A 21341-nucleotide genomic window follows, 5' to 3' on the forward strand; every position below is an offset into this window, starting at 1 on the left:
TACTGCTCACTCGTGGTGTTAGTTTGGGAACGTTTTCTTGTCCCATCGATCAGAAACTTCTCACAAACGCCTGCAAAGGAATGCCCCAAGCAATGAATTTCTCACTCAAGCACCTGGCCGCGTCGACCCTGATACTGGCCAGTCTTTCGTCGTTCACCCTGACAGCGCACGCTAACATCACCCCGCAACAGAGCGCGGCCATCCTCAAGACCTTCAGCGACGCATCGGTAACGGATTTCAGGCAGTTCCTGGGAGGCCTGGCCAAAAGCGACCTTGGCAAAACCGACGACCTCGGCCCGGCCATCGGTGCCTTTCTCGACAACAAGACCCTTTCTCCCGATCAGCAGAACGAGATCCATCGCCTGCTCGGCCTCTATGCACGCGTGAAGTACGGCAGCGCCGCCACCGAAACCCTGCGCGAGTTGGTGGCCATCCCGACCTTCCGCGTGGACGGCGTTGACCAGCACGACAATCCCGAATTCATCAAGATCGCCGACAAGATCAAGAGCCTTGCCCAGGCCTTCAACCTGAACTTTCGCAACATCGACAACCGCGTCTATGAGATCTCCCTGGAAGGCAGCGGCGATGAAGTCGTCGGTATTCACGCGCATGCCGATGTGGTGCCTGTGACGCCGGAGAACTGGGTCCTGAAAGACGGCACTCGACTCGATCCGTTCAAAATCACTCTGATCGGCGACCGCCTGTATGGCCGAGGCACCGAGGATGACAAGAACGGCATCGTGGTAACGCTCTACGCCATGAAGATCATCAAGGAAGAGAAGCTGCCGCTGGCCAGGAATCTCAAGTTGCTGGTCGACACCACCGAAGAAACCACCGGCGACGCCATCCCTTATTACTTCGAAAACAACCCGACACCCAACTACAACCTGGCGCTGGATGGCGGCTACCCGGTGGTAATTGCCGAGAAAGGCTACGGCACCGTCATGGCGAACTTTGCCAAGCGCAAGGCAGAGGGCAAGGGCGCTGAAATCATATCGATGACGGGCGGCATGGCCACCAACCAGATTCCGTCGACATCGGTCGCCACCCTTTTGAGTGACAAGCCTGCTGAATTGGCCGCCAGCCTGCAGAAGGCCGGTAGCGATTATGCCAAGCGCAATGGCGGCAACTTCGAGGTAACCGCCAAGGTCGTCGACAAGGACGTCAAGCTGACGGTCACCGGCGTATCCGCACACTCCTCCGAGCCCGAGTCAGGTGTTAACCCGGTGGCCAGGATGCTGGACTTCATCAATAGCCTCGACGGAAAAGTTGCGTTCAAGCACAACCACATTACCGATGCTGCTCGCTACGCCGCCGACAACTGGGGACTGGATTACCTGGGTGGAAAATTGGCGGTCGGCTTTTCCGATGCCTTCATGGGTCCGCTGACCACTTCCCTGACCTATGTCGGGGTGGATGAGAAAGCCTTCAAGCTCGCGGTCAACCTGCGGGTGCCGAAGGGCAAGTCCCCCGAAGTGCTCAAGGCCGAAATCGCCGACAAGCTTGGCGCCTGGAGCAAGAAGACCCACGTTGCGGTGGCCTTCGACTACTCGATCGCCGAGCCGATGTTCCGCAACCCTGAGGGTGAATGGGTCAAGGCCCTGCTGGCCGTTGCCAGCGAAAACCTTGGCATGGAACACAAGTTCGGTACTTCCGCTGGCGCCACCTCGGTCCATGAACTGCCCAATGGCGTGCAATTCGGCCTGGCCAGGCCTGAGGTCAAGTACACCGGCCACACTGACAACGAGTTCAAGACCGTCGACCAGTTCCTGCTGGATCTGCAGATCGTGACCGAGATGATGGGGCGCATCGGGCAGTTGCCGAAGCTCTGATCCCCTTTCGGGCCCGCTATTTTGGCGGGTCCGATGCTTTGATCGTCTTAATTCCAACACAAACAAAAAAAGGACCTTAAGGTCCTTTTTCATGAATAACGCACAAACAAAAACGCCGCTCATTGCTGAGCGGCGTTTTTGTTAAATATGGAGCGGGAAACGAGACTCGAACTCGCGACCCCGACCTTGGCAAGGTCGTGCTCTACCAACTGAGCTATTCCCGCAAATGGCGTCCCCTAGGGGACTCGAACCCCTGTTACCGCCGTGAAAGGGCGGTGTCCTAGGCCACTAGACGAAGGGGACACGCTAACTGAAACACATGGTGTGTATTTCAGTGCCCAAATCCGCATCCGAAGATGCTGGTTCTGGTTTCACTCAGCGCTGCCCGAAAGCAACACTGTTTAAAATTGGAGCGGGAAACGAGACTCGAACTCGCGACCCCGACCTTGGCAAGGTCGTGCTCTACCAACTGAGCTATTCCCGCATTGGCGTCCCCTAGGGGACTCGAACCCCTGTTACCGCCGTGAAAGGGCGGTGTCCTAGGCCACTAGACGAAGGGGACACACGTACAACATTCACTCCCTACCGCGTTTCGCTGTGTGCTTTACGCTGTAAGTGGCGCGCATTCTATGGATGGATTGAGGGGTCGTCAACCCCCAGATATAAATTTATTTAAATCAATGACTTCGCCCTGCTTTGAGACACTAATCCGGCCTTTCCGTCGCCCGGGGTTTGACGCCTATATTCTGACACCCGCCAAGACGTTATAGTCCACCCACGCCAAAGATGATGGCAATGTGCACCTCGCACGCTATTACTTATATAAGCAGGAACGCGGCCGATACAGGCAGTGCAGTAGCCGATTCAACTCGCTGAGCGGCGCTATGCGTCCCAATGCCAAGCTACTACACTCGCACGCGAACCCCATAAAGAGGTCTTACCGGTGACACCACTCATGATCACCCTGCTAGTCGTAGCCGGGATCGCACTATTGATCGCCATTGGCTACATGAACCATGTGGTGGAAAACAATAAGCTGGAAAAGGCCCGCGCCAAAGTTGAGCTCAACGATCGTCTGCGTCGTTGCGGCGAAATCACCGAGACCTTCCCCGGCCAATTGATGACACCGGCACTCAAGCTGCTGTTGACCCGTCTGGAATTGAACGTCTGCCAACGCCTGCTCAATCTGGAAAAAACCAGCTCCAATCTCAAGGCACGGATTGGCGAACTGAGCGCCTTGGTCGGTCAGGGCGAATCGATCCCGGTCAACAACCCGCCGGCACCGATCCAGACCGAAGCCAAAGCCAAGGACGTACGCTTCCTGCTCGAAGCCCTGCACGGCCAAATTACCCGCGCCGCACAGGACGGCTTCCTGCCAACCAACGAAGCCAAACGCTGGATCCGCGAAGTTCGCCACATCCTGGTCCTGCTGCACATCGAATTCTTCAACAACCTCGGCCAGCACGCCCTGCAACAGAACCAGCCCGGCCAGGCCCGCCTGGCGTTCGAACGCGGCGTGCAATACCTGCGCAAACAACAGGAACCCCAGATCTACGCCGAACAACTGGAATACCTGGAAAAACTCCTGGCCCGCGCCAACGCACAAGTCATGGACAACATCGCCCCGGTAGAAGGCGAAGTGAACCAGCTGACCGAAGGCCTCAAAGACGTCGAGGCCGATGCGGACTGGAAGAAAAAAGTGATCTACGACTGATCAGAGAAAGTAGAAAAGAGAGCCACCTGAACAGGTGGCTTTTTTTTGCGTTGAGTTTGATGGGCGGGTACAGCCGGAATAGAAAAGTCGAATATCACGCCGCCATCGCGAGCAAGCTCGCTCCCACAATGGATCGGGTACGCCTTTCGCTTCTCACCACTCAACAGGCCGAGCGTTAGCTCGCCTGCAGCTCTTGATCTTGACCCACCCGCCCCCTCGGGAGGCTGAGTGGAGGTGTTCATCTGGGGGGTAGGCGCGCAGCGCCGTTCGACGAAGTCGAACACATCGAGAGGAGGTTGAAGCGAAGCCAACCGGAGGCGATGCCCCCAGATGGACGCCGGAGCGAAGGAACGCCGAGCCTAAGCGAGGGGCCGGACGCTCGGGGCGAGACCTTTTGGTTCCTTTTGGGGCGTTTGCCAAAAGGGACTCGCTGTAAGAGCGAAACCGCCAGCGGCCGTTACCGCAGCAACGGATATGTACTCACTCAAAAATCAAAGCCGAAAGTGCCCCACCATCCCCTTCAACTCAACCCCCAACTGCGCCAACTCGATACTGGAAGCCGCATTCCCCTGCATCGCCAACGAAGACTGATCCGCACTGGCGCGAATACTCGTGACACTGCGGTTAATCTCCTCAGCCACTGAACTCTGCTCCTCGGCAGCCGCTGCGATCTGCTGGTTCATCTGCTGAATCAAAGACACTGCCGCCGCAATACTCCCCAGCGCACTCTCCGTCTGCAACGCATCACTCACCGCCAGCTTCACCAGCTCGCCACTGTTCTGAATCTGCTGGACAGAAGACTGAGCCGCCGAGCGCAAGGCACTCACCAGTCGTTCAATCTCCTCGGTCGATTGCTGAGTACGCTTGGCCAGGGCCCGCACTTCATCGGCCACCACCGCAAAGCCCCTGCCCTGCTCGCCGGCTCGAGCCGCCTCGATCGCGGCGTTGAGGGCAAGCAGGTTTGTCTGCTCGGCCACACTCTTGATGACGCTCAGCACCGTGCCGATGTTCTGGATTTCCGCACTCAAACTTTCGATGCTCGAACTGGCCGAGGTGGCTGAATCCGCCAACTGTTCGATCCGCGCCATGCTCTGGCGCACCACCTGCTGACCACTTTCAACCTTGCCATCCGCCGTCTGCGCCGCCTGAGCGGCCTCCTCCGCGTTACGCGCAACGTCGTGCACGGTGGCGGTCATCTGGTTCATCGCGGTAGCAACCTGTTCGGTTTCTTCCTTCTGGCTGCTGACTTCAAGATTTGTCTGCTCGGTCACCGCCGACAGCGACTGCGCTGAACTGGCCAACTGCTCGATACCCGCCTGCAAACCGCTGACAATACTGCTAAGCCCTGCGCCCATCTGCTGCATGGCCTGCATCAGCTGCCCGATCTCATCACGACGGGTCACTTCAACCGTTGCACTCAAATCGCCAGAGGCAATCTGTTGAGCAACACGGATCACACTGCGCAGCGGTGCCACGATCAACCGGGTAATCACCCAGGCCGCAATCAGCCCGACCAGCAGTGCCAGCGCCGAGGAACCGATGATTAGCAGCGAGTTCTTTTTCAGCTCCGCCTGCATCGACTGGTCTTCGGCGACATAGGCCTGATCCACCCGCTCCACCACCTGAGCGGCGCGCTGATGGAGTTGCTCATAGACGGTTTTTTCCTGCGCCAGCAGGCCGGTGTACTCGGCGAGTTTTTCACTGAATCCGCCAATGTGTCCGACGACTTCATTGAGGACAGTCTGGTAACCCTCATCCTTGACCGTGGTTTTCAGCTGCTCGGCCTGGGCCAGTGCCTGGTCGGCCTGCTCAATCTTGCCCTGCCCTACGCTGTCGTCGCCCTTGCGGCTCAGGTCCAGGCGCACACGCGCTTCGTTCATGGCTTGCAACATCAACCGCGACACCTGGCTGACCTGACTGGCCTGTTCGATAAACTGCCCACCATCCTTGCCTTCGGATTCCTTCAAGGTATAAGCGCCGTCATCGGCCAGCCCGGCCTGCAGCACGTCGAGGTTATTGGCCACGCTGGACACCGACCAACTGGCCATCTCCAGTGCCAGATCCTTGGCCTGGCTGAGCGAAACGAACTCGTCAAAGGCCTTGCGGTAAGCTCCCAAGGACTGCTCGACGTCATTCATCACCGGCACGTTGGCCGCAGACGCCGCTTTCAGTTGGGTTGCCAGAGCGAGCAGGCCGTCAACGCCCTCGCGCAGCGCGTCAGCGGTTTTCGGGTTGCCGTGCAAGGCGTATTCCTGCTCGAGCAGTCTCACCTTGAGCAAACCGCTGTTGAGCGACGACATCTGCTTGAGCCCGTCGAAGCGCTGGCTGATGGTTTGCAGGGACCATACGCCGATGGCCGCCACCAAGGCCGTCAACAGCAGCACCAGTACAAACCCGACACCCAGTTTTTTCGCCATACCGAGGTTGGCAAAACGTCCTTGCACGGCCGAAATCATTGCACTTAGTCCCCTGACATAGTCTGTTGACGCAGATTCGCAACGGGCCTGTATCAACACAAGTCTCTGGCGTCTGAATAATGGCAAAAAGCTACGCCTCCGTCGTTTTCAGAACGCTTGAGGTCGATCCAGAGCGGTGGCCTGAAAAAACGCCCGGGCTCGCGGATCACAGGCATAGGCCACATTGATACGCTGCCAGTCACTGGCCTCTGCGGTGGGACTGAATGCCGTCGCAGAAGACAACAGGACACCGAAGCGCTGGGCTTGTTTGCGCACCTGAGCGTAGTCGGACATCCGCGATCGCGCCCAGATGAACAGGCCTCCGACCGGCTTGCCGAAAACCTCCCATTCGGCGTCTTCAAGCACTTGCAACGCAGCCTCCCTGTCATTGCTCAAACGCTGGCGCTGGCGCTGGACCAATTTGCGGTAGGCACCGCTGGCTAAAAGGTTTGCCAGCACCGACTCGAAAAACCGTGAAGCGCCCATGCTGCTGATCATCTTGACCTCGGCCAGCCGCGAAATAACCGCAGTGCCGGCCACTACAAAACCGACCCGCAACGAACTGCTGAGGGTTTTGGAGTAGCTGCCGACGTAGATCACGTTGTCATCGATACCCAACGCAGCGAGGCGCGTACCGGGGCCGCTGTACAAATCCGCATAGACGTCATCTTCGATGACCAGAACGCCATAGGTTTTGGCCAGTTGCACAACCCGCTGCGCCACCGCCGGCGCCAGGCTGCTGCCAGTGGGATTGTGATAGAAGCTATTGATAAAGATCCCGCAGGGCCTGTATTTAACCAACAGTGCCTCAAGCGCTTCAACGTCCGGACCGTGCGGGGTTCGCGGCACCTCGATCATGCTGACACCGTGCAGCCGGAGCAAATCGAACAGCAAGGAATAACCGGGATTCTCCACCACCACGCAATCACCCGGCTTGAACAAGGTCCGCACGATCAGGTCCAGCCCCTGACTGGCCCCCGCCGTTGTCAGGATCTGGCTTTCCTCCACCTGGATATCGAGCTGTTTCAGCCGTTTGTGGATCTGCTGGCGTAAGGCTGGCAGGCCCAGCGGCGTGCTGTAGTTAAATAGGCCGCTCATGTCGGTGCGACTGACCTGACGGATCGCGTAGCTCAGGTCGTCAGTTTCGCGCCAGCTCTCGGGCAGTCCACCACACCCCAGTTTGAGTTCGCCCGAAGTGCCGCCCTGCTTCACTTCTGCCCCCTCGAACCTGGGACAATCCTGTTGCCCCTGAGCGGCCAGCGCTGGCGTGGCGACAATGAATCCGGCGCCATGACGCGACGCCAGCACCCCTTGAGCCACCAGGCGCTCACAGGCCTCAACGACGCTGGACTGACTGAGCAAATTGATCCGGGCGATTTGCCGCACGGAAGGCAAACGCGTCCCCGGTGGCACCTCGCCACGGCAAAGCCGGCAGGCTAGCGCGTCGACGATTTGCTGTACGACCGGCACCAATGCCTGTCGATCGATTCTCAACTCCATGAGCAAGCAAACTCCTGTCCGTTTTGCGGGAAACAGTTAATCACAGGAACGGTCAATCAGCTGTGCGACAACGCCGCTAAAACCGTCGGTTCTAACCATTTGAAACACATTGTCCGGCACCTTTAAGGAACCGAAAAAAAACCCGCACAAATGCGGGTTTTTTCCTACGTTTCACGGCCTGGATTCAGAACGCTGTCACGCCACCGTCCACCGCCAGTGAATGCCCCGTGGTGAACGCTGCGCCGTCGCTGCACAGGTACAGCACCGCACTGGCGATTTCCTCGACCTTGCCGATGCGCCCGACCGGGTGCATGGCATTGGCAAACTCGCCTTTCTTCGGGTCGGCCTCATAGGCACGGCGGAACATGTCGGTGTCGATCACTGCCGGACACACCGCATTCACCCGAATCTTTTTCTTGGCGTATTCAATGGCTGCCGACTTGGTCAGGCCGATCACCGCATGTTTCGAGGCCGCGTAAATGCTCATCTTCGGCGCAGCCCCGAGGCCGGCTACTGATGCGGTGTTGACGATTGCACCGCCGCCCTGGGCCAGCAGCAACGGCAACTGGTACTTCATGCACAACCAGACGCCTTTGACGTTGACGCCCATGATCGCGTCGAACTCATCGACCGTACCTTCGGCCAACTTGCCTTTCTCGATCTCGATGCCGGCGTTGTTGAAGGCATAGTCGAGACGGCCGTAGGTATTGACCACTTCGTCCATCAGATTTTTTACTTCGCTTTCCAGCGTTACGTTGCAGCGTACGAAGGTGGCTTCACCGCCAGCGGTACGAATCAGCGCCACCGTGCCCTCACCACCCGCCACGTCCAGGTCGGCCACTACCACTTTCAAGCCTTCAGCGGCGAATGCCTGGGCAGTCGCGCGGCCAATGCCATTGGCGGCGCCCGTTACAACGGCGACCTGGCCAGAAAACGTCATGCTCATTGTTATGTCCTCGAAGAGAAGATGCGGGGGATCGCGTGTTCTCAATCTAGCCACAAGGGCCTGCGGCACGGCAGCACTATCAGAAGGCCGGTTGGGCGCCCATGAGTGACAGTGATAAAACCGCCGGCACGACTATCACTGCACTGGATCGATGTGCATTCGCCGCATCAGCCAAACTTGCGGCATCGTTCATGAAGGTCTATCAACAAGTCTTCATTCATCTTGAGTGCCTGTCATGACTACCCAGACCAATCGCCAGTTCCTGCTCGCCAAACGTCCGGTGGGCGCGGCGACCCGCGAGACCTTCACCTATCAAGAAGTACCGGTCGGCGAACCGGCTGCGGGTCAGATCCTGGTCAAAAACGAATACCTGTCCCTGGACCCGGCCATGCGTGGCTGGATGAACGAGGGCAAGTCCTACATTCCGCCGGTCGGTATCGGCGAAGTGATGCGCGCATTGGGCGTAGGCAAAGTCGTTGCCTCGAATAATCCGGGCTTCGCGGTCGGGGACTACGTCAACGGTGCCCTGGGTGTGCAGGATTACTTCCTCGGCGAGCCACGAGGTTTCTACAAGGTCGATCCGAAACTGGCGCCTCTGCCGCGCTATCTGTCCGCGCTGGGCATGACCGGGATGACCGCTTATTTCGCCCTGCTCGATGTCGGCGCGCCGAAGGCTGGCGACACCGTGGTGCTGTCGGGCGCGGCCGGTGCGGTGGGCAGCATTGCCGGGCAGATCGCCAAGATCAAAGGTTGCCGAGTAGTCGGCATTGCCGGGGGCGCGGACAAGTGTCAGTTCCTGATCGACGAACTGGGTTTTGACGGTGCCATCGATTACAAAAACGAAGACGTCCACGCCGGCCTCAAGCGCGAATGTCCAAAAGGCGTCGATGTGTATTTCGATAACGTCGGCGGCGATATCCTCGACGCGGTGTTGAGTCGCCTGAACATGAAGGCGCGAGTGGTGATCTGTGGCGCCATCAGCCAGTACAACAACAAGGAAGCGGTCAAAGGCCCGGCCAACTACCTGTCGCTGCTGGTCAACCGCGCGCGGATGGAAGGTTTTGTGGTGATGGACTATGCCGCGCAGTTTGCCGCCGCCGGGCAGGAAATGGCCGGCTGGATGGCCAAGGGGCAGCTCACAAGCAAGGAAGATATTGTTGAAGGACTGGAGACGTTCCCGGAGACGCTGATGAAGTTGTTCAGCGGCGAGAATTTCGGGAAGTTGGTGTTGAAGGTTTAACGCAGAAGATCAAAAGATCGCAGCCTTCGGCAGCTCCTACACAGGATCGCATTCCCCTGTAGGAGCTGGCGCAGCCTGCGATCTTTTTAGGCCAGTTCGGCGACTACGGCTGCCAACGCCTTGGCCGGATCCGCTGCCTGGCTGATCGGACGGCCGATCACCAGATAATCCGAACCGGCATCCAGCGCCTGACGCGGCGTCAGAATGCGGCGCTGATCGTCCTGGGCGCTGCCCGCCGGACGAATCCCCGGAGTCACCAGTTGCAGCGACGGGTGCGCCGATTTCAGGGCCCGGGCTTCCAGGGCCGAGCACACCAGACCGTCCATCCCGGCTTTTTCCGCCAACGCGGCCAAGCGCAACACTTGCTCCTGCGGCTCGATATCCAGGCCGATACCCGCCAGGTCTTCACGCTCCATGCTGGTCAGCACGGTCACGCCGATCAGCAGCGGTTTCGGACCGGTGCGCTGGTCAAGCACTTCGCGGCACGCGGCCATCATGCGCAAACCACCGGAGCAGTGCACATTGACCATCCACACGCCCATTTCCGCAGCCGCCTTGACGGCCATGGCGGTGGTGTTCGGGATGTCATGGAACTTGAGGTCCAGGAACACTTCGAAACCCTTGTCACGCAGGGTGCCAACGATTTCCGAAGCGCAGCTGGTGAACAGTTCTTTACCGACTTTGACCCGGCACAGCTTCGGGTCCAACTGATCGGCCAGCTTCAGTGCGGCGTCACGGGTGGGGAAATCCAGGGCGACGATGATAGGAGTCTGGCAGGCGGACATGAGTGGGCTCTCAGGCAGGTCGAAATCGGCGCGCATTGTAGCGGAACCAGCGCCTCTGCGGGACCCGATGATCGGTAATTCGTCGAGGCGGCTCAAGCAAGACTAGCCCTTGCGCCCATTGTGTCGAGTCAGATACACACATGACACGCCTGCAACACCCTTCAACGTTACCTTCGGCAGCCGCAACACGTCCTACAGCACTTCCCGCCTCCGGGCCGGACGCCTATGCTGAAACCACAACCTCGCAGCCTATCTTTGTGGTTGGCAGCCTACCTGGCAGATGAACGCACGCATGCACAACCTCCACGCACCTGTGAACGACGATCAAAAATCGCCCGGCGACGACAAACGCTGGAGCATTCGCGCCCTGATCGTCGACGATGACGTCCCGATCCGCGAACTGATGATCGACTATCTGGCCCGGTTCAACATTCACGCCAGCGGCGTCACCGATGGCGCCGCGATGCGCCTGGCGCTGCAAGCGGAGCATTTCGACGTGGTGGTGCTCGACTTGATGCTGCCCGGCGAAGATGGTTTGTCACTGTGCCGCTGGCTACGCGCCGAATCGGACATCCCGATTCTGATGCTCACCGCCCGCTGCGAACCCACCGACCGGATCATCGGCCTGGAACTGGGCGCCGACGACTACATGGCCAAGCCGTTCGAGCCCCGCGAACTGGTGGCGCGCATCCAGACGATCCTGCGCCGGGTACGCGACGATCGCACTGAACAGCGGGCCAACATCCGTTTCGACAACTGGCGCCTGAACAGCGTGCTGCGCCAGTTGATCGCCGCCGATGGCCTTGTGGTGCCGTTGTCCAACGCCGAGTTCCGTTTGCTCTGGGTGTTCATCGAACGTCCGCGTCGGGTACTCAGCCGCGAACAATTGCTGGACGCCGCTCGCGGTCGCTCGATCGAAGCCTTTGATCGCAGCATCGACTTGCTGGTCTCGCGCCTGCGCCAGAAACTTGGTGATGACCCGAAAGCGCCGCAGCTGATCAAGACCGTTCGCGGTGAGGGTTACCTGTTCGACGCCCGAGACATCGGCTGATGCGTGCGCGCTTCGATACGCTCTTCGGCCGCCTGTTTGGCATGCTGCTGGTGGCGATCATCCTGGCGCACGTGTTGGCGTTTTTCTGGTTTCACTATTACGGCCCGCCCCCGCCCCCGCCGCCGCCGGGGTTTTCCGAAAACTTCGACGGACAGCGCCCGCCGATGGACCCGCGCTTCGGAAATCGGCCACCGCGGCCGTGGTTCGGCGGCCCGTTGGTACCGCTGACCTTTCAACTGGTCTCGCTGATCATCGCCGCCTGGTACGGCGCCAAACTGCTGAGCAGGCCGATCCAGCGCCTGAGCGATGCGGCCGAGCGACTGAGCGAAAACCTCGACAGCCCGCCTCTGGATGAGTCCGGCCCACGGGAAGCCCGGCAAGCGGCGCACACCTTCAACAAGATGCAGCAACGCATTCGTGAACAAGTGCAGCAACGCTCGCGGATGCTTGGCGCCGTCTCCCACGACCTGCGCACGCCGCTGTCGCGGCTCAAGCTGCGGCTGGAGCAGATCGACGACAACAAACTGCAAGGCCAGATGCGTCAGGATCTGGACGACATGATCGGCATGCTCGACGCCACGCTGACTTACCTGCACGAGCAGCGCACCAGTGAGGCCCTGCAGTGGATGGACGTGCAGGCGCTGGTCGAATCCCTCAGTGAAAACGCCCAGGACCAGGGTGCCGATGTTCTGACCAGCGGCCACTGCGCACCGTTGCAAGTGCAGCCGATGGCCTTGCGCTCGTGCATCAACAACCTGCTAGACAATGCCCTGCGCTATGCCGGGCAGGCAATGATTACGCTTGAAGACACGCGCGAAACCCTGGTGATCCGGGTCATCGACCATGGGCCGGGTATTGCGGCGGATAAACGTGAAGCCGTGTTCGAGCCGTTCTTTCGTCTGGAAGGATCGCGCAACCGTAACTCCGGCGGGGTCGGGCTGGGCATGACCATCGCCCGCGAAGCGGCCGAACGCCTGGGTGGGCAGTTGAGCCTGGAAGAGACGCCCGGTGGTGGCCTGACAGCAGTGATTCGTCTGCCCCGATCCTGATCACCGCTCTGTGTACCGCTCGGTACAAACCTCACATACCCACGACAACTTGCCCCTTGAGGCTGCATAAGCCGGTGCACCCACCGGCTATCCATTCCAAGGAGTGAGCGCAATGATCGGTAGCGTCAGCAGTTACACGAGCTATACCAGCACCAGCAGCACCACAACCAACACCGCCCGCAGTCAGCAGTTTCAGAAAGATCTGCTCGCCAAACTCGACAGCAACAGCGACGGCGCGGTGGATCAGGATGAACTCAAGAGCGCCCTGTCGCAGAAAACCGACGACGGTCTACTGGTCAGCCTGAGCAAGAATTTCGCCGACCTGGACAGCGACGAGAGCGGCAGCCTGAGCAGTGAAGAAATGGCCGCGATGGCTCCTCCGCCACCACCGCCACGGGACCAGGCACCGAACACCGAACTGGCTGACGCGCTGATCAGCGCTCTGGACGCCGACGGTGACGGCGCCATCAGCAGCGATGAACTGAGCAACGGCCTGGCCAGCGCCGGCAGCAGCGCCGACAGCACAGAAATCTTCTCGGCCCTGGACAAGAACGAAGACGGCTCCGTCAGCCAGGACGAACTCGCCGCCAGCCTCGCCCCGCCTCCACCGCCACCTCAACAAGTGTCCAGCGAAGAACTGTTCAGCCAGCTCGATACGGACAGCGACGGCAGTGTCAGTGCCACCGAACTGACCAGCGCGTTGCAGACCAGCAGCACCTCTTCGACCAGCACCGATACCAGCGCCGCGTTGCTCAAAGTGCTGGATAGCGACAGCAATGGCGGCGTCAGCAGCGACGAGTTGAACGCGGTGTTGCAAGCCGGCCGCGAGCGAAACACCGACAGCTCCACCGATCAGTCGAACGTGACCGAAGCCCTGAACAAAATGATCGCCAACCTGAGCAAGCAGTACTCGCTCGACAACGTGGCGACCGTGGGTAAGTACCTGAACGTCGCGACCTGAATCAAAAGCTTCGCGGGCAAGTCGGATCGCCGCACCGCTCGCTCCTACAGGTTTAGTGCATGACCGTAGGAGCGAGCGGTGCGGCGATCCGACTTGCCCCAGAAGGGGCCCTAAGCTTCAACCAAAAATCTCAGGGCCGGCGATCCTCAACCCGAGCCTGACTTTTGCTCCAGTCGTTCAGCAGGCTGTAGGCCACCGCCAACAACGTCGGGCCGATGAACAAGCCAATAAACCCGAAGGCAATCAACCCGCCAAACACCCCGAGCAGGACAATCACCAGCGGCAAATTCCCGCCCCGGCTGATCAGGTACGGTTTGAGCACGTTGTCGACGCCACTGATGATGAACATCCCCCAAATCCCGAGAAACACCGCCATCCCGTACTCACCCTTCCAGGCCAGCCAGGCCGTGGCCGGAATCCACACCAGCGGCGGCCCCATCGGAATCAGGCTCAACAAAAACGTGACGATCCCCAACACCAGCGCCCCGGGCACCCCGGCAATCAAAAACCCGATCAACGCCAGAACCGCCTGGGCCGCCGCCGTCCCGATCACGCCGTTCACCACCCGCTGCACCGTGCCCGCCACCAATTCAATGTAATACCCGGCACGGTCACCAATCAGACGTTCCAGCAACCCGTGAACAAACGCCGCCAGACGCGGCCCGTCACGGTAGAAAAAGAACACGAAGACGATACTCAACGTCAGCTCAAGAATCCCGCCACCAATCTGCGCGCTGCGCGCCAGCAACCAATTGCCGACCTGGCCCAGGTAAGGTTTGACCGCCAGCATCATCGCCGCGCCCTGCTGATCGATGCTGTTCCAGACCCCGACCAACCGCTCGCCCACCAAGGGAATGCTGCCCAGCCAGATCGGCGCTTCCGGCAGCCCGTCGACCTGCACATCCTTGATGAACGCCGTGGCATCGCGCACATGGTCCGCGAGGTTGAACCCCAGCCAGACCAACGGCAACGCCACCAGCAACATCCAGCCCAGTGTCAGCACTGCGGCCGCCAGAGATTCGCGACCATTGAGCAAACGCGTCAGTAAACGCATCAGCGGCCAGCTGGCAAACGCCAGCACCGCGCCCCAGAACAGCGCCGACCAGAACGGCGCCATCACCCAGAAGCTCGCGCCAAAAAGCACCAGGAGCAGGATCTGCACCAACAGCCGATCGTTATTGATCATCTAAATCTCGAAAAAAGTCAGTCCGCAAAAGAGTAGGCGAACGCAGTGTCTGCGTTCGCCTGATAAAGCTTACCGCAACAGTTCGATGTGCAAGCCAGCGCCTTCGACGTTACCAGCTTCCATCCTGGCGGCACGCACACCCTGCCCGATCAGTGCCTGACGCCAGGCTTCGGCCTTCGGCCCGGAAACACTGACCCGCAACGTGGTGTCCAGATTCAGCCCACGAGAGATCAGGCGCAGCCAGGCATCGTCAGGATCGCCGGTCAGTTTGGGGAAATCGAGCTCACCGGTGCTTTTGAGCTCTCGAAGCAAGGTTGCAGACGTCGGCAGCAAATCACCCAGCGGCGCAGCGGCGCTGAACTGTTCGACGTGCAGATACGCTTTGCGATTGCCACGCGTGATGCTGTAAAGCGCCACCAGTGTGTTGTCCTGTGGGGCCGCCAGGCGCAACAGCAAGAAGGCTTGCTGATCATCAGCGCCATAGAGCTTGGCATTGCCGAAGACATCATTGGCCCACAGACTGCTTTCGCCGCAATCACGGGCCTGGCACCAGAACAGCAACTGGGCGTCCTGCTTCTGCAACGCTTCACGAGCGGCGGTGAAGGCCTCGGTGGAGGAATGCTCCGGCGGCAACTCGTAGGTCACCGAAGTGGTTTGCCCCCGGGCAGCGACCTGGCCGTCAAAGCGCAACTGGCCACTGATTTTGCGGATCGAGCCCAGTGGATAGATCCGCTCAAGTTCGGCGACCGGGCGATAGTCAACGATCTGCGCATCGGCCATACGCGGCACGATCGGCAGGTCCTGACTGCCCGGGACATCGGCAGCAAACAACAGGGGACTGAAACAACACAGCGCCAGCAGATTGAGTGAACGCATGGATAGACTCATCGGATCAGCATGGCCTGGGCACCCTTGATGATACTGGCGTCATCGATACGCTCAGGCACCAGCAAACCACGCTGTACCGCCGGACGCGCCTCCATGGTTGCCATCCAGCGCTGCAAGGCCGGCAAACCGTCGACTTCGACACCCGACCACTCATGGCCACGAACCCACGGAAAAGTGGCGATGTCGGCAATGCTGTACTCACCGGCCAGAAACTCCACGGCTTGCAGGCGCGTGTCGAGCACTTCATAGAGGCGGCGGGTTTCATGTTGATAGCGATCGATGGCGCCTTGGAGTTTCTCCGGGAAATAACGGAAAAACACGTTGGCCTGGCCCTGCATCGGGCCGATTCCACCCATCTGGAACATCAACCATTGCAGGACCACTGAACGCCCCTTGGGGTCTTTTGGCAGCAGTTTTCCGCTCAGTTCAGCCAGGTAAATCAGGATCGCGCCGGATTCAAACACGGCGAAATCGCCGTTGGCGCGGTCGACAATCGCCGGAATTCGGCCATTGGGATTGATCTTGAGGAAGCCCTCGGACTTCTGTTCCTTTTTGTCGAAACTCAAGGCGTGCACCGTGTAGGGCAGGCCGAGTTCCTCGAGCACGATAGAGACCTTGTGGCCATTCGGGGTCGCAGCGGTGTAGAGATCTATCATGGTTGTCTCCCATTTCAACCCGCCCAGCCTCGACAGTTGCCCGGCGCAAGTCAAGGAACGGCGAAGAACCGATTGAAACAGTCTGCGACAAGATCGGCACCGGGTTCGTCATTCAGGTGCAAATGATGACCGCCAGGCAGCTGTTCACGGCTAAAGGGTAGACGCTCCAGCAACTCGGGATGTTTGGCGAGCATGCCGCCGGCAGCCACCACCAGTTTTGCAGGACAACTGACCCGCTGGACGAAGGCCATCGCCTGTTCGGTGGTCAGACGCAGCGGCGACGGTAAGGTCAGGCGGTTGTCGGTGCGCCAGGTATAACCGCCCGGCACCGGCATCAATCCACGTTGGGCCAGCAGTTCTGCGGCTTCGCGACTGACAGCGACCAAGCCTTTCATGCGCGCCTCGATGGCCCGGTCGAGGGTGTTGTAGACCGGTTTGCGCTTCTCCCGCAAATCCAGCTGCGCTTGCAGGGCCATGCCCATCCGTTCGGCAGCGTTTTCGCCTTTGTCTGTAGGAGGAATGACGCCGTCGATCAACGCCAGATGGGTCACGCGCTCCGGCAACGAACCGGCCAGCACCAGCGAAACGATCGCGCCCATGGAGTGCCCCAGCAGGCCAAAGCGCTTCCAGCCCAATTGCTCGGCCACTTGCAGCACGTCATGGGCGTAGTCCCACAGTGCGTAACCGGCACCGGTCGGCCGATGCCCGGAATGACCGTGACCGGCCATGTCCAGCGCGATGATGCGCAAGCCTTTGAGCTTCGGTGCCAGCCGGGCGAAGCTGTTGGCGTTGTCCAGCCAGCCATGCAAGGCGATTACCGGCAGGCCGTCTTCGGGGCCGAACAAGTGCGCTGCCAGCTCGATGTGCGGCAGACTCAGGCGAACTTCTTCAACGACATTGTTCATGCGCAATCCTGTTGGCGGCGACCTTCCCAGCGGCTGAACAGGTTCTTCAGCAGCGTGGCCGTGTCCTGGGGACGTTCGAGGGGAAACATGTGGCCGCCCGGCATGGTCAGGGACTCGCCCTGCGGCAAGCGCCCCACGAGGCTTGCGTGATGACGCATCACCACCCGGCTCTTGTGCCCGCGCACCACCGCCAGCGGCACTTTCAATTGCCGTGTGCGGCCGGGACTGGTGTGCGGCACGCCGCGGTAGATACTGATTTCCGTGGCCGGGTCGAAGCGCAGGCGCAGCGTGTCGCCCACCTTGTGCAAGCCGTGTTGCAGGTAAGCGTCGAAGCATTCCGGGTCGAAACTGCGGAACAGGGTTTTGCCAGCGAAATAGAGTCGGGCAGCTTCCAGATCGGCGAATTCTTCCCGACGTCCCAACGTACGGCCGGCCGGGGTCAGGCGATCGATGAAACCGAAGCGTTTGGCGGCGCGGATCACCCATTGATCAGCGCGGGTCAGCACCGGCGAATCAAGCATCACCACGCCGCGATAGAGCTCGGGACACCGCAACGCCGCGTGCAGATGCAGCACGCCACCGAAGGAATGGCCGACGCCCCACACCGGTTCCGGTTGCTGCTTGAGGTGATGAATCAGCTCGTCGACCAGGTTGTACCAGTTGTCGTCCGCCGGAAAACGCGGGTCGTGGGCGTGCTGCTGCAGATGCGTCACCTGATACTCGGGCGCCAGCGCCGCGAACAACTTGCCATAGGTGCCCGAGGGGAAGCCGTTGGCGTGGGCGAAAAATATCTGTTGCGACATACCGGTGATCCATCAACGAAAACAAGGATTGATTGTCCGTAAGACGACGTTCTACAGCAATGACCGTAAGTGCCAGGAATGATGACAGTCCGGTCAAGGGGGATGCGAGACTGTGGATGTTCTGAGTTTGTTGCAAGCCTCAAGATCCACCCCTCACCCCAGCCCTCTCCCCACGGGGGAGAGGGGGGAAAGGGAGCAGATCGGGGGCTTTTCAAGACCGGAGTTCGACTCGGACTTTCAGGTCGATGTAACTCGAAAGAACACCTCGGTCAGTCCCCTCGCCCCCGTGGGGAGAGGGTTAGGGTGAGGGGTGGATCTAATTGAAGAAACACACTCTTACCGCGCCGGTGGATTCTCACCCAACGGCACCACCGCCATGGTCAATCGCGACACACAACTGGCCTTCCCCTCATCACTGGTCAACCGGATATCCCAGACATGCGTCGTGCGGCCAATGTGAATCGGTTTGGCCACCGCCGTGACCCGCCCGCTGCGCAAGCCGCGCAAATGGTTGGCGTTGATTTCCAGGCCCACGCAGTAAAACTTGCTGGCGTCGATGCACAGATAACTGGCCATCGAGCCGACCGTTTCGGCCAGCACCACCGAGGCGCCGCCATGCAGCAGGCCGTAAGGCTGGTGAGTGCGATGGTCGATGACCATGCTCGCAGTCAGGGACTCGTCGTCGAAGGCTTCGAAGCGAATATCCAGCACTTCGCCGATGGTGTTTTTCTGGATTGCGTTCAACTGTTCAATGTTGGGATGGGTACGCCACAAGCTCATTGCTGACATCCTTTGTTGGTTTTATTCGTGACTCAATCCTGCCACAGCACCGCTTCGCTGCGCGCGCTCCATTCTTCGAAACGGGCGCCGTAAGCCGCTTCAATCACGTTGCGTTTGATCTTCAGGGTCGGCGTCAGGAAGCCGTTTTCCACTGCCCAACTGTCCTTGACCACCACCAATCGACGCAAGCGTTCGTGTTTGTCGAGGACGCCGTTGACCTCCTCCAAAAGTTTTTCCAGGCTTGAATGCAGGCCCGCCCTCGCCGTTCCGCTGGCGTCCTGCTGACCGACCGCCGAGAGCACGCACAACCCCAGCGGCGCACTCAGGCCATCGCCCACCACGCAAACCTGTTCGATGCGCGAATGCTCCGCCAGACGATTTTCGATCGGTGCCGGGGCGATGTATTTGCCTTTGCTGGTCTTGAAGATTTCTTTCAGTCGCCCGGTCAGGCGCAGGTTGCCTTCGGCGTCCTCTTCGCCCTTGTCCCCGGTGCGCAGGAAGCCATCCTCGGTGATGGTTTCGGCGGTTTTCTCAGGTTCCTTGAAATACCCGAGCATGGTCGCGCCGCTGCGCACCATGACCTCGCCCGACTCGGCGATCCGCACCTCGACCTCCGGGCAGGGTTTGCCGATCCAGCCGGGTTTGTTCTGGCCCGGCAGGCCAACGTGCGAATAGCCGCAGCTTTCGGTCATGCCGTAGACCTCCAGCACATCCAGCCCCAGTTTGCGGTACCACAGCAGCAAGGTCTGCGGCACTGGCGCGGCGCCGGACAAGGCGATGCGCAAGGCATCCAGCCCAAGCCCGGCCAGGACTTTGTGGCCGACCCGCTTGCCGATGATCGGCAGACCGAGCAGGAAGTCGAGGCGCTTTGCCGGGATCTTGCTGTACACGCCCATCTGGAATTTGGTCCAGATCCTCGGCACGCCGAACAGCGCGGTCGGACGTGCACGGCGCAAATCGGTCAGGAAGGTGTCGAGGCTCTCGGCAAAAAACACCGTTTGCCCGGTGTAGATCGACGCCAGTTCGACGAACATCCGCTCGGCGACATGGCACAGCGGCAGGTAGGACAGCAGCCGATCCGACTCATTCAAGTCAAACAGCTGCGTGCCGCGAGTGGTGGCAAACCCCAGATTGGCGAAGCTGTGCATCACGCCTTTGGGCATGCCAGTGGTGCCGGAGGTGTAAATGATGGTCGCCAACTGGTCGGCGGACGGCTTGGGATCGTCCTGGATCGGTGAGCTCTTTTGCAGGTCGGCCCAGCTGAAATCGAACGTCCCAGGTGGATGCAACGGCAGGCTGATCGTCGGCAGATCAGCGCTGACCCCGCGAGACATGCCAGGCCAGTCATCGAGTTTGCCGATGAACGCCAGCGCCGCTTCGGAGTGTTCAAGGACCTGGGCCACGGTCTCGGCGGTGAGGTTCGGGTAGAGCGGCACCGACACATGGCCGGCCATCCAGATCGCCAGGTCGGCGATGATCCAGTGCGCGCAGTTTTTCGAGATCAAGGCGATGTGGCTGCCTTGGGGCAGTTCGCGTGCGCGCAGCCAATGCGCGGCGCAACGCGCCTGATGCCCGACGTCTTCCCAGGTCAGCGTTTCGACCTGGCCGCCGCCCGTGGGCTGGACCAAAAAGCGCTGGCGGGGATGGCGCGCTTCACGCTCGTAGAAAACGTCCAGCGGCAAACGAAAAGCAGCAGGCATGCGACTCGCTCCTTTATTTCTGGTCTGGAGCAAGCGTAGCCAACCAAGCAGTTGCTCGGCTGACTATTTTACGGGTGCTTGATGCCGTTGAGCTTCATCGCGCCGGCCAGCGGCAAATCACCTTCAAGTTCTGCAAGGCCGGCGGTGCGGACCGCTTCCGGGTCCTGCACATGTCCATGCTGAAGGTAACCCAGCAAGTTACCCACCAGCGGGTTATGACTGACCAGCAACGCGTGATCCACAGACACCAACTGCTCCGCCACCGCTTGCGGGCGGTTGTCGGGTGTCAGCCAGTCGACAGTGCGAATCTCCGGCGCGAAATTCAGCGCTGTACGCACAATTTCTGCGGTCTCCTGCGCTCGCAGGTAAGGACTGGCGTAGATCGCGGTCAGCGGCTTGCCGGCCAACTCGGCGGCACTGCGCAGCACTTCTTCACGACCATGGGCAGTCAGTGCCCGTTCCGAATCAGGACGCTTGCCGTGTGGCTCGGCTTCACCATGACGCAATACCCAGAGTTTCATAGTTTCGGTTCCTCATCTCGAGCCGGATGCGGGGCTGGCGCCACAACGTGCGGCGCTTCACCTTCCGGTGTACGCGGCGTCGGCCAGTCGGCGAACGGCCACGGTTTCTGGTCGCTGTGGAAGCTGCCGAAACGACCGATCTGCGCCAGGAACTGGCTCAGGCTGTCGCCGAAGTTCATCAGGCTGGCGCTCGGGGCGCCATATATCAAACGATAGATCAGTTGAACCAACACCACGGCGCCGAGGATGAATTGCGCCACTTGCCAGACCAGCACGTAGACGATCATCCACAACACGCGCAGCAGGATGGATTCGTACTTGGCTTCTGTTTTCGGATCGTTCATGTCTCGCTCCCTGCCCCTGTAATT

Annotated in this window: 19 protein-coding genes, 4 tRNA genes and 1 pseudogene; 6 read left to right on the top strand and 18 right to left on the bottom strand. The window is 60.1% G+C overall.

The features are described 5' to 3' along the window. Positions 1-92 precede the first annotated feature (92 nt). Entirely contained in the window at positions 93-1832 is a 1740-nt protein-coding gene (locus ACYZTZ_RS20485; RefSeq protein WP_461999535.1) for a dipeptidase, read from the top strand. A 148-nt stretch (positions 1833-1980) separates the two neighbouring features. Here ACYZTZ_RS20485 and ACYZTZ_RS20490 read toward each other — a convergent pair. From ACYZTZ_RS20490 to ACYZTZ_RS20505, 4 genes are all read right to left on the bottom strand, one after another. Beyond that, a tRNA-Gly gene (locus ACYZTZ_RS20490) sits at positions 1981-2056 on the bottom strand. 3 nt (positions 2057-2059) lie between these two features. After that, positions 2060-2135: transfer RNA gene (locus ACYZTZ_RS20495), tRNA-Glu, on the bottom strand. Between the two features lie 105 nt (positions 2136-2240). Further along, positions 2241-2316: transfer RNA gene (locus ACYZTZ_RS20500), tRNA-Gly, on the bottom strand. A gap of 2 nt (positions 2317-2318) precedes the next feature. Continuing rightward, positions 2319-2394 (bottom strand) — tRNA-Glu (locus tag ACYZTZ_RS20505). Between the two features lie 393 nt (positions 2395-2787). On the opposite strand from ACYZTZ_RS20505, the gene ACYZTZ_RS20510 reads away from it, so the two are divergent. After that, positions 2788-3546, top strand: coding sequence for a hypothetical protein (locus ACYZTZ_RS20510; RefSeq protein WP_461999536.1), 759 nt, complete (start codon positions 2788-2790; stop codon positions 3544-3546). Between the two features lie 491 nt (positions 3547-4037). Here ACYZTZ_RS20510 and ACYZTZ_RS20515 read toward each other — a convergent pair whose 3' ends face one another. The 4 genes and pseudogenes from ACYZTZ_RS20515 to ACYZTZ_RS20530 all read right to left on the bottom strand — a co-directional run bounded on the left by ACYZTZ_RS20515 (position 4038) and on the right by ACYZTZ_RS20530 (position 8448). Continuing rightward, positions 4038-4919, bottom strand: coding sequence for a methyl-accepting chemotaxis protein (locus ACYZTZ_RS20515; RefSeq protein ID WP_371317146.1), 882 nt, complete (start codon positions 4917-4919; stop codon positions 4038-4040). Beyond that, a pseudogene (locus ACYZTZ_RS20520) lies at positions 4899-6002 on the bottom strand (HAMP domain-containing protein); the annotation flags it as partial. The pseudogene ACYZTZ_RS20520 and the gene ACYZTZ_RS20515, both read right to left, overlap by 21 nt. Before the next feature lie 108 nt (positions 6003-6110). Further along, positions 6111-7502, bottom strand: a complete 1392-nt coding sequence (locus ACYZTZ_RS20525) for an aminotransferase-like domain-containing protein (protein WP_461999537.1) — start codon at positions 7500-7502, stop codon at positions 6111-6113. Between the two features lie 184 nt (positions 7503-7686). Then, complete coding sequence (locus ACYZTZ_RS20530; protein WP_461999538.1) at positions 7687-8448, bottom strand: SDR family oxidoreductase; 762 nt, start codon at positions 8446-8448, stop codon at positions 7687-7689. Between the two features lie 235 nt (positions 8449-8683). On the opposite strand from ACYZTZ_RS20530, the gene ACYZTZ_RS20535 reads away from it, so the two are divergent. Beyond that, positions 8684-9688, top strand: coding sequence for an NADP-dependent oxidoreductase (locus tag ACYZTZ_RS20535; RefSeq protein WP_056742714.1), 1005 nt, complete (start codon positions 8684-8686; stop codon positions 9686-9688). Between the two features lie 86 nt (positions 9689-9774). Here the strand turns inward: ACYZTZ_RS20535 and pyrF are convergent, their stop codons facing one another. Continuing rightward, positions 9775-10473, bottom strand: a complete 699-nt coding sequence (pyrF, locus tag ACYZTZ_RS20540) for an orotidine-5'-phosphate decarboxylase (RefSeq protein ID WP_185752715.1) — start codon at positions 10471-10473, stop codon at positions 9775-9777. A gap of 292 nt (positions 10474-10765) precedes the next feature. Between pyrF and ACYZTZ_RS20545 the strand changes: the two genes are divergently transcribed. From ACYZTZ_RS20545 to xopAW, 3 genes are all read left to right on the top strand, one after another. Next, positions 10766-11524, top strand: coding sequence for a response regulator (locus ACYZTZ_RS20545; protein WP_461999539.1), 759 nt, complete (start codon positions 10766-10768; stop codon positions 11522-11524). Next, the gene (locus tag ACYZTZ_RS20550; protein WP_461999540.1) at positions 11524-12573 is read left to right on the top strand and encodes a sensor histidine kinase; all 1050 of its coding nucleotides are present in this window, start codon (positions 11524-11526) and stop codon (positions 12571-12573) included. Before ACYZTZ_RS20545 ends, ACYZTZ_RS20550 begins: the two co-directional genes overlap by 1 nt. Positions 12574-12685: 112 nt before the next feature. Then, complete coding sequence (gene xopAW, locus ACYZTZ_RS20555; protein ID WP_461999541.1) at positions 12686-13534, top strand: XopAW family type III secretion system calcium-binding effector; 849 nt, start codon at positions 12686-12688, stop codon at positions 13532-13534. A gap of 130 nt (positions 13535-13664) precedes the next feature. On the opposite strand, the gene ACYZTZ_RS20560 is transcribed toward xopAW, so the two are convergent. The 9 genes from ACYZTZ_RS20560 to ACYZTZ_RS20600 all read right to left on the bottom strand — a co-directional run bounded on the left by ACYZTZ_RS20560 (position 13665) and on the right by ACYZTZ_RS20600 (position 21317). Further along, a complete protein-coding gene (locus tag ACYZTZ_RS20560; protein ID WP_056745051.1) occupies positions 13665-14720 on the bottom strand; it encodes an AI-2E family transporter in 1056 nt (351 codons plus the stop codon). A gap of 69 nt (positions 14721-14789) precedes the next feature. Next, entirely contained in the window at positions 14790-15596 is an 807-nt protein-coding gene (locus ACYZTZ_RS20565; protein WP_461999542.1) for a DUF4892 domain-containing protein, read from the bottom strand. 8 nt (positions 15597-15604) lie between these two features. Beyond that, complete coding sequence (locus tag ACYZTZ_RS20570) at positions 15605-16264, bottom strand: glutathione S-transferase family protein (protein WP_150657102.1); 660 nt, start codon at positions 16262-16264, stop codon at positions 15605-15607. Positions 16265-16314: 50 nt separating this feature from the next. After that, entirely contained in the window at positions 16315-17169 is an 855-nt protein-coding gene (locus ACYZTZ_RS20575) for an alpha/beta hydrolase (RefSeq protein ID WP_461999543.1), read from the bottom strand. Then, complete coding sequence (locus ACYZTZ_RS20580; protein WP_461999544.1) at positions 17166-17972, bottom strand: alpha/beta fold hydrolase; 807 nt, start codon at positions 17970-17972, stop codon at positions 17166-17168. Before ACYZTZ_RS20580 ends, ACYZTZ_RS20575 begins: the two co-directional genes overlap by 4 nt. 336 nt (positions 17973-18308) lie before the next feature. Next, complete coding sequence (locus ACYZTZ_RS20585) at positions 18309-18752, bottom strand: hotdog fold thioesterase (protein ID WP_056743253.1); 444 nt, start codon at positions 18750-18752, stop codon at positions 18309-18311. 32 nt (positions 18753-18784) lie between these two features. Continuing rightward, positions 18785-20452, bottom strand: a complete 1668-nt coding sequence (locus ACYZTZ_RS20590) for an AMP-binding protein (RefSeq protein WP_461999545.1) — start codon at positions 20450-20452, stop codon at positions 18785-18787. A gap of 68 nt (positions 20453-20520) precedes the next feature. Continuing rightward, a complete protein-coding gene (gene sixA, locus ACYZTZ_RS20595; RefSeq protein WP_461999546.1) occupies positions 20521-20973 on the bottom strand; it encodes a phosphohistidine phosphatase SixA in 453 nt (150 codons plus the stop codon). Further along, positions 20970-21317: a DUF4389 domain-containing protein gene (locus tag ACYZTZ_RS20600; protein WP_007957804.1), complete on the bottom strand. Its 348-nt coding sequence runs from the start codon at positions 21315-21317 to the stop codon at positions 20970-20972. The genes sixA and ACYZTZ_RS20600 overlap by 4 nt, the downstream gene beginning before the upstream one ends. Between the last annotated feature and the right edge of the window lie 24 nt (positions 21318-21341).

This window comes from Pseudomonas sp. LB3P58, from assembly GCF_054897895.1.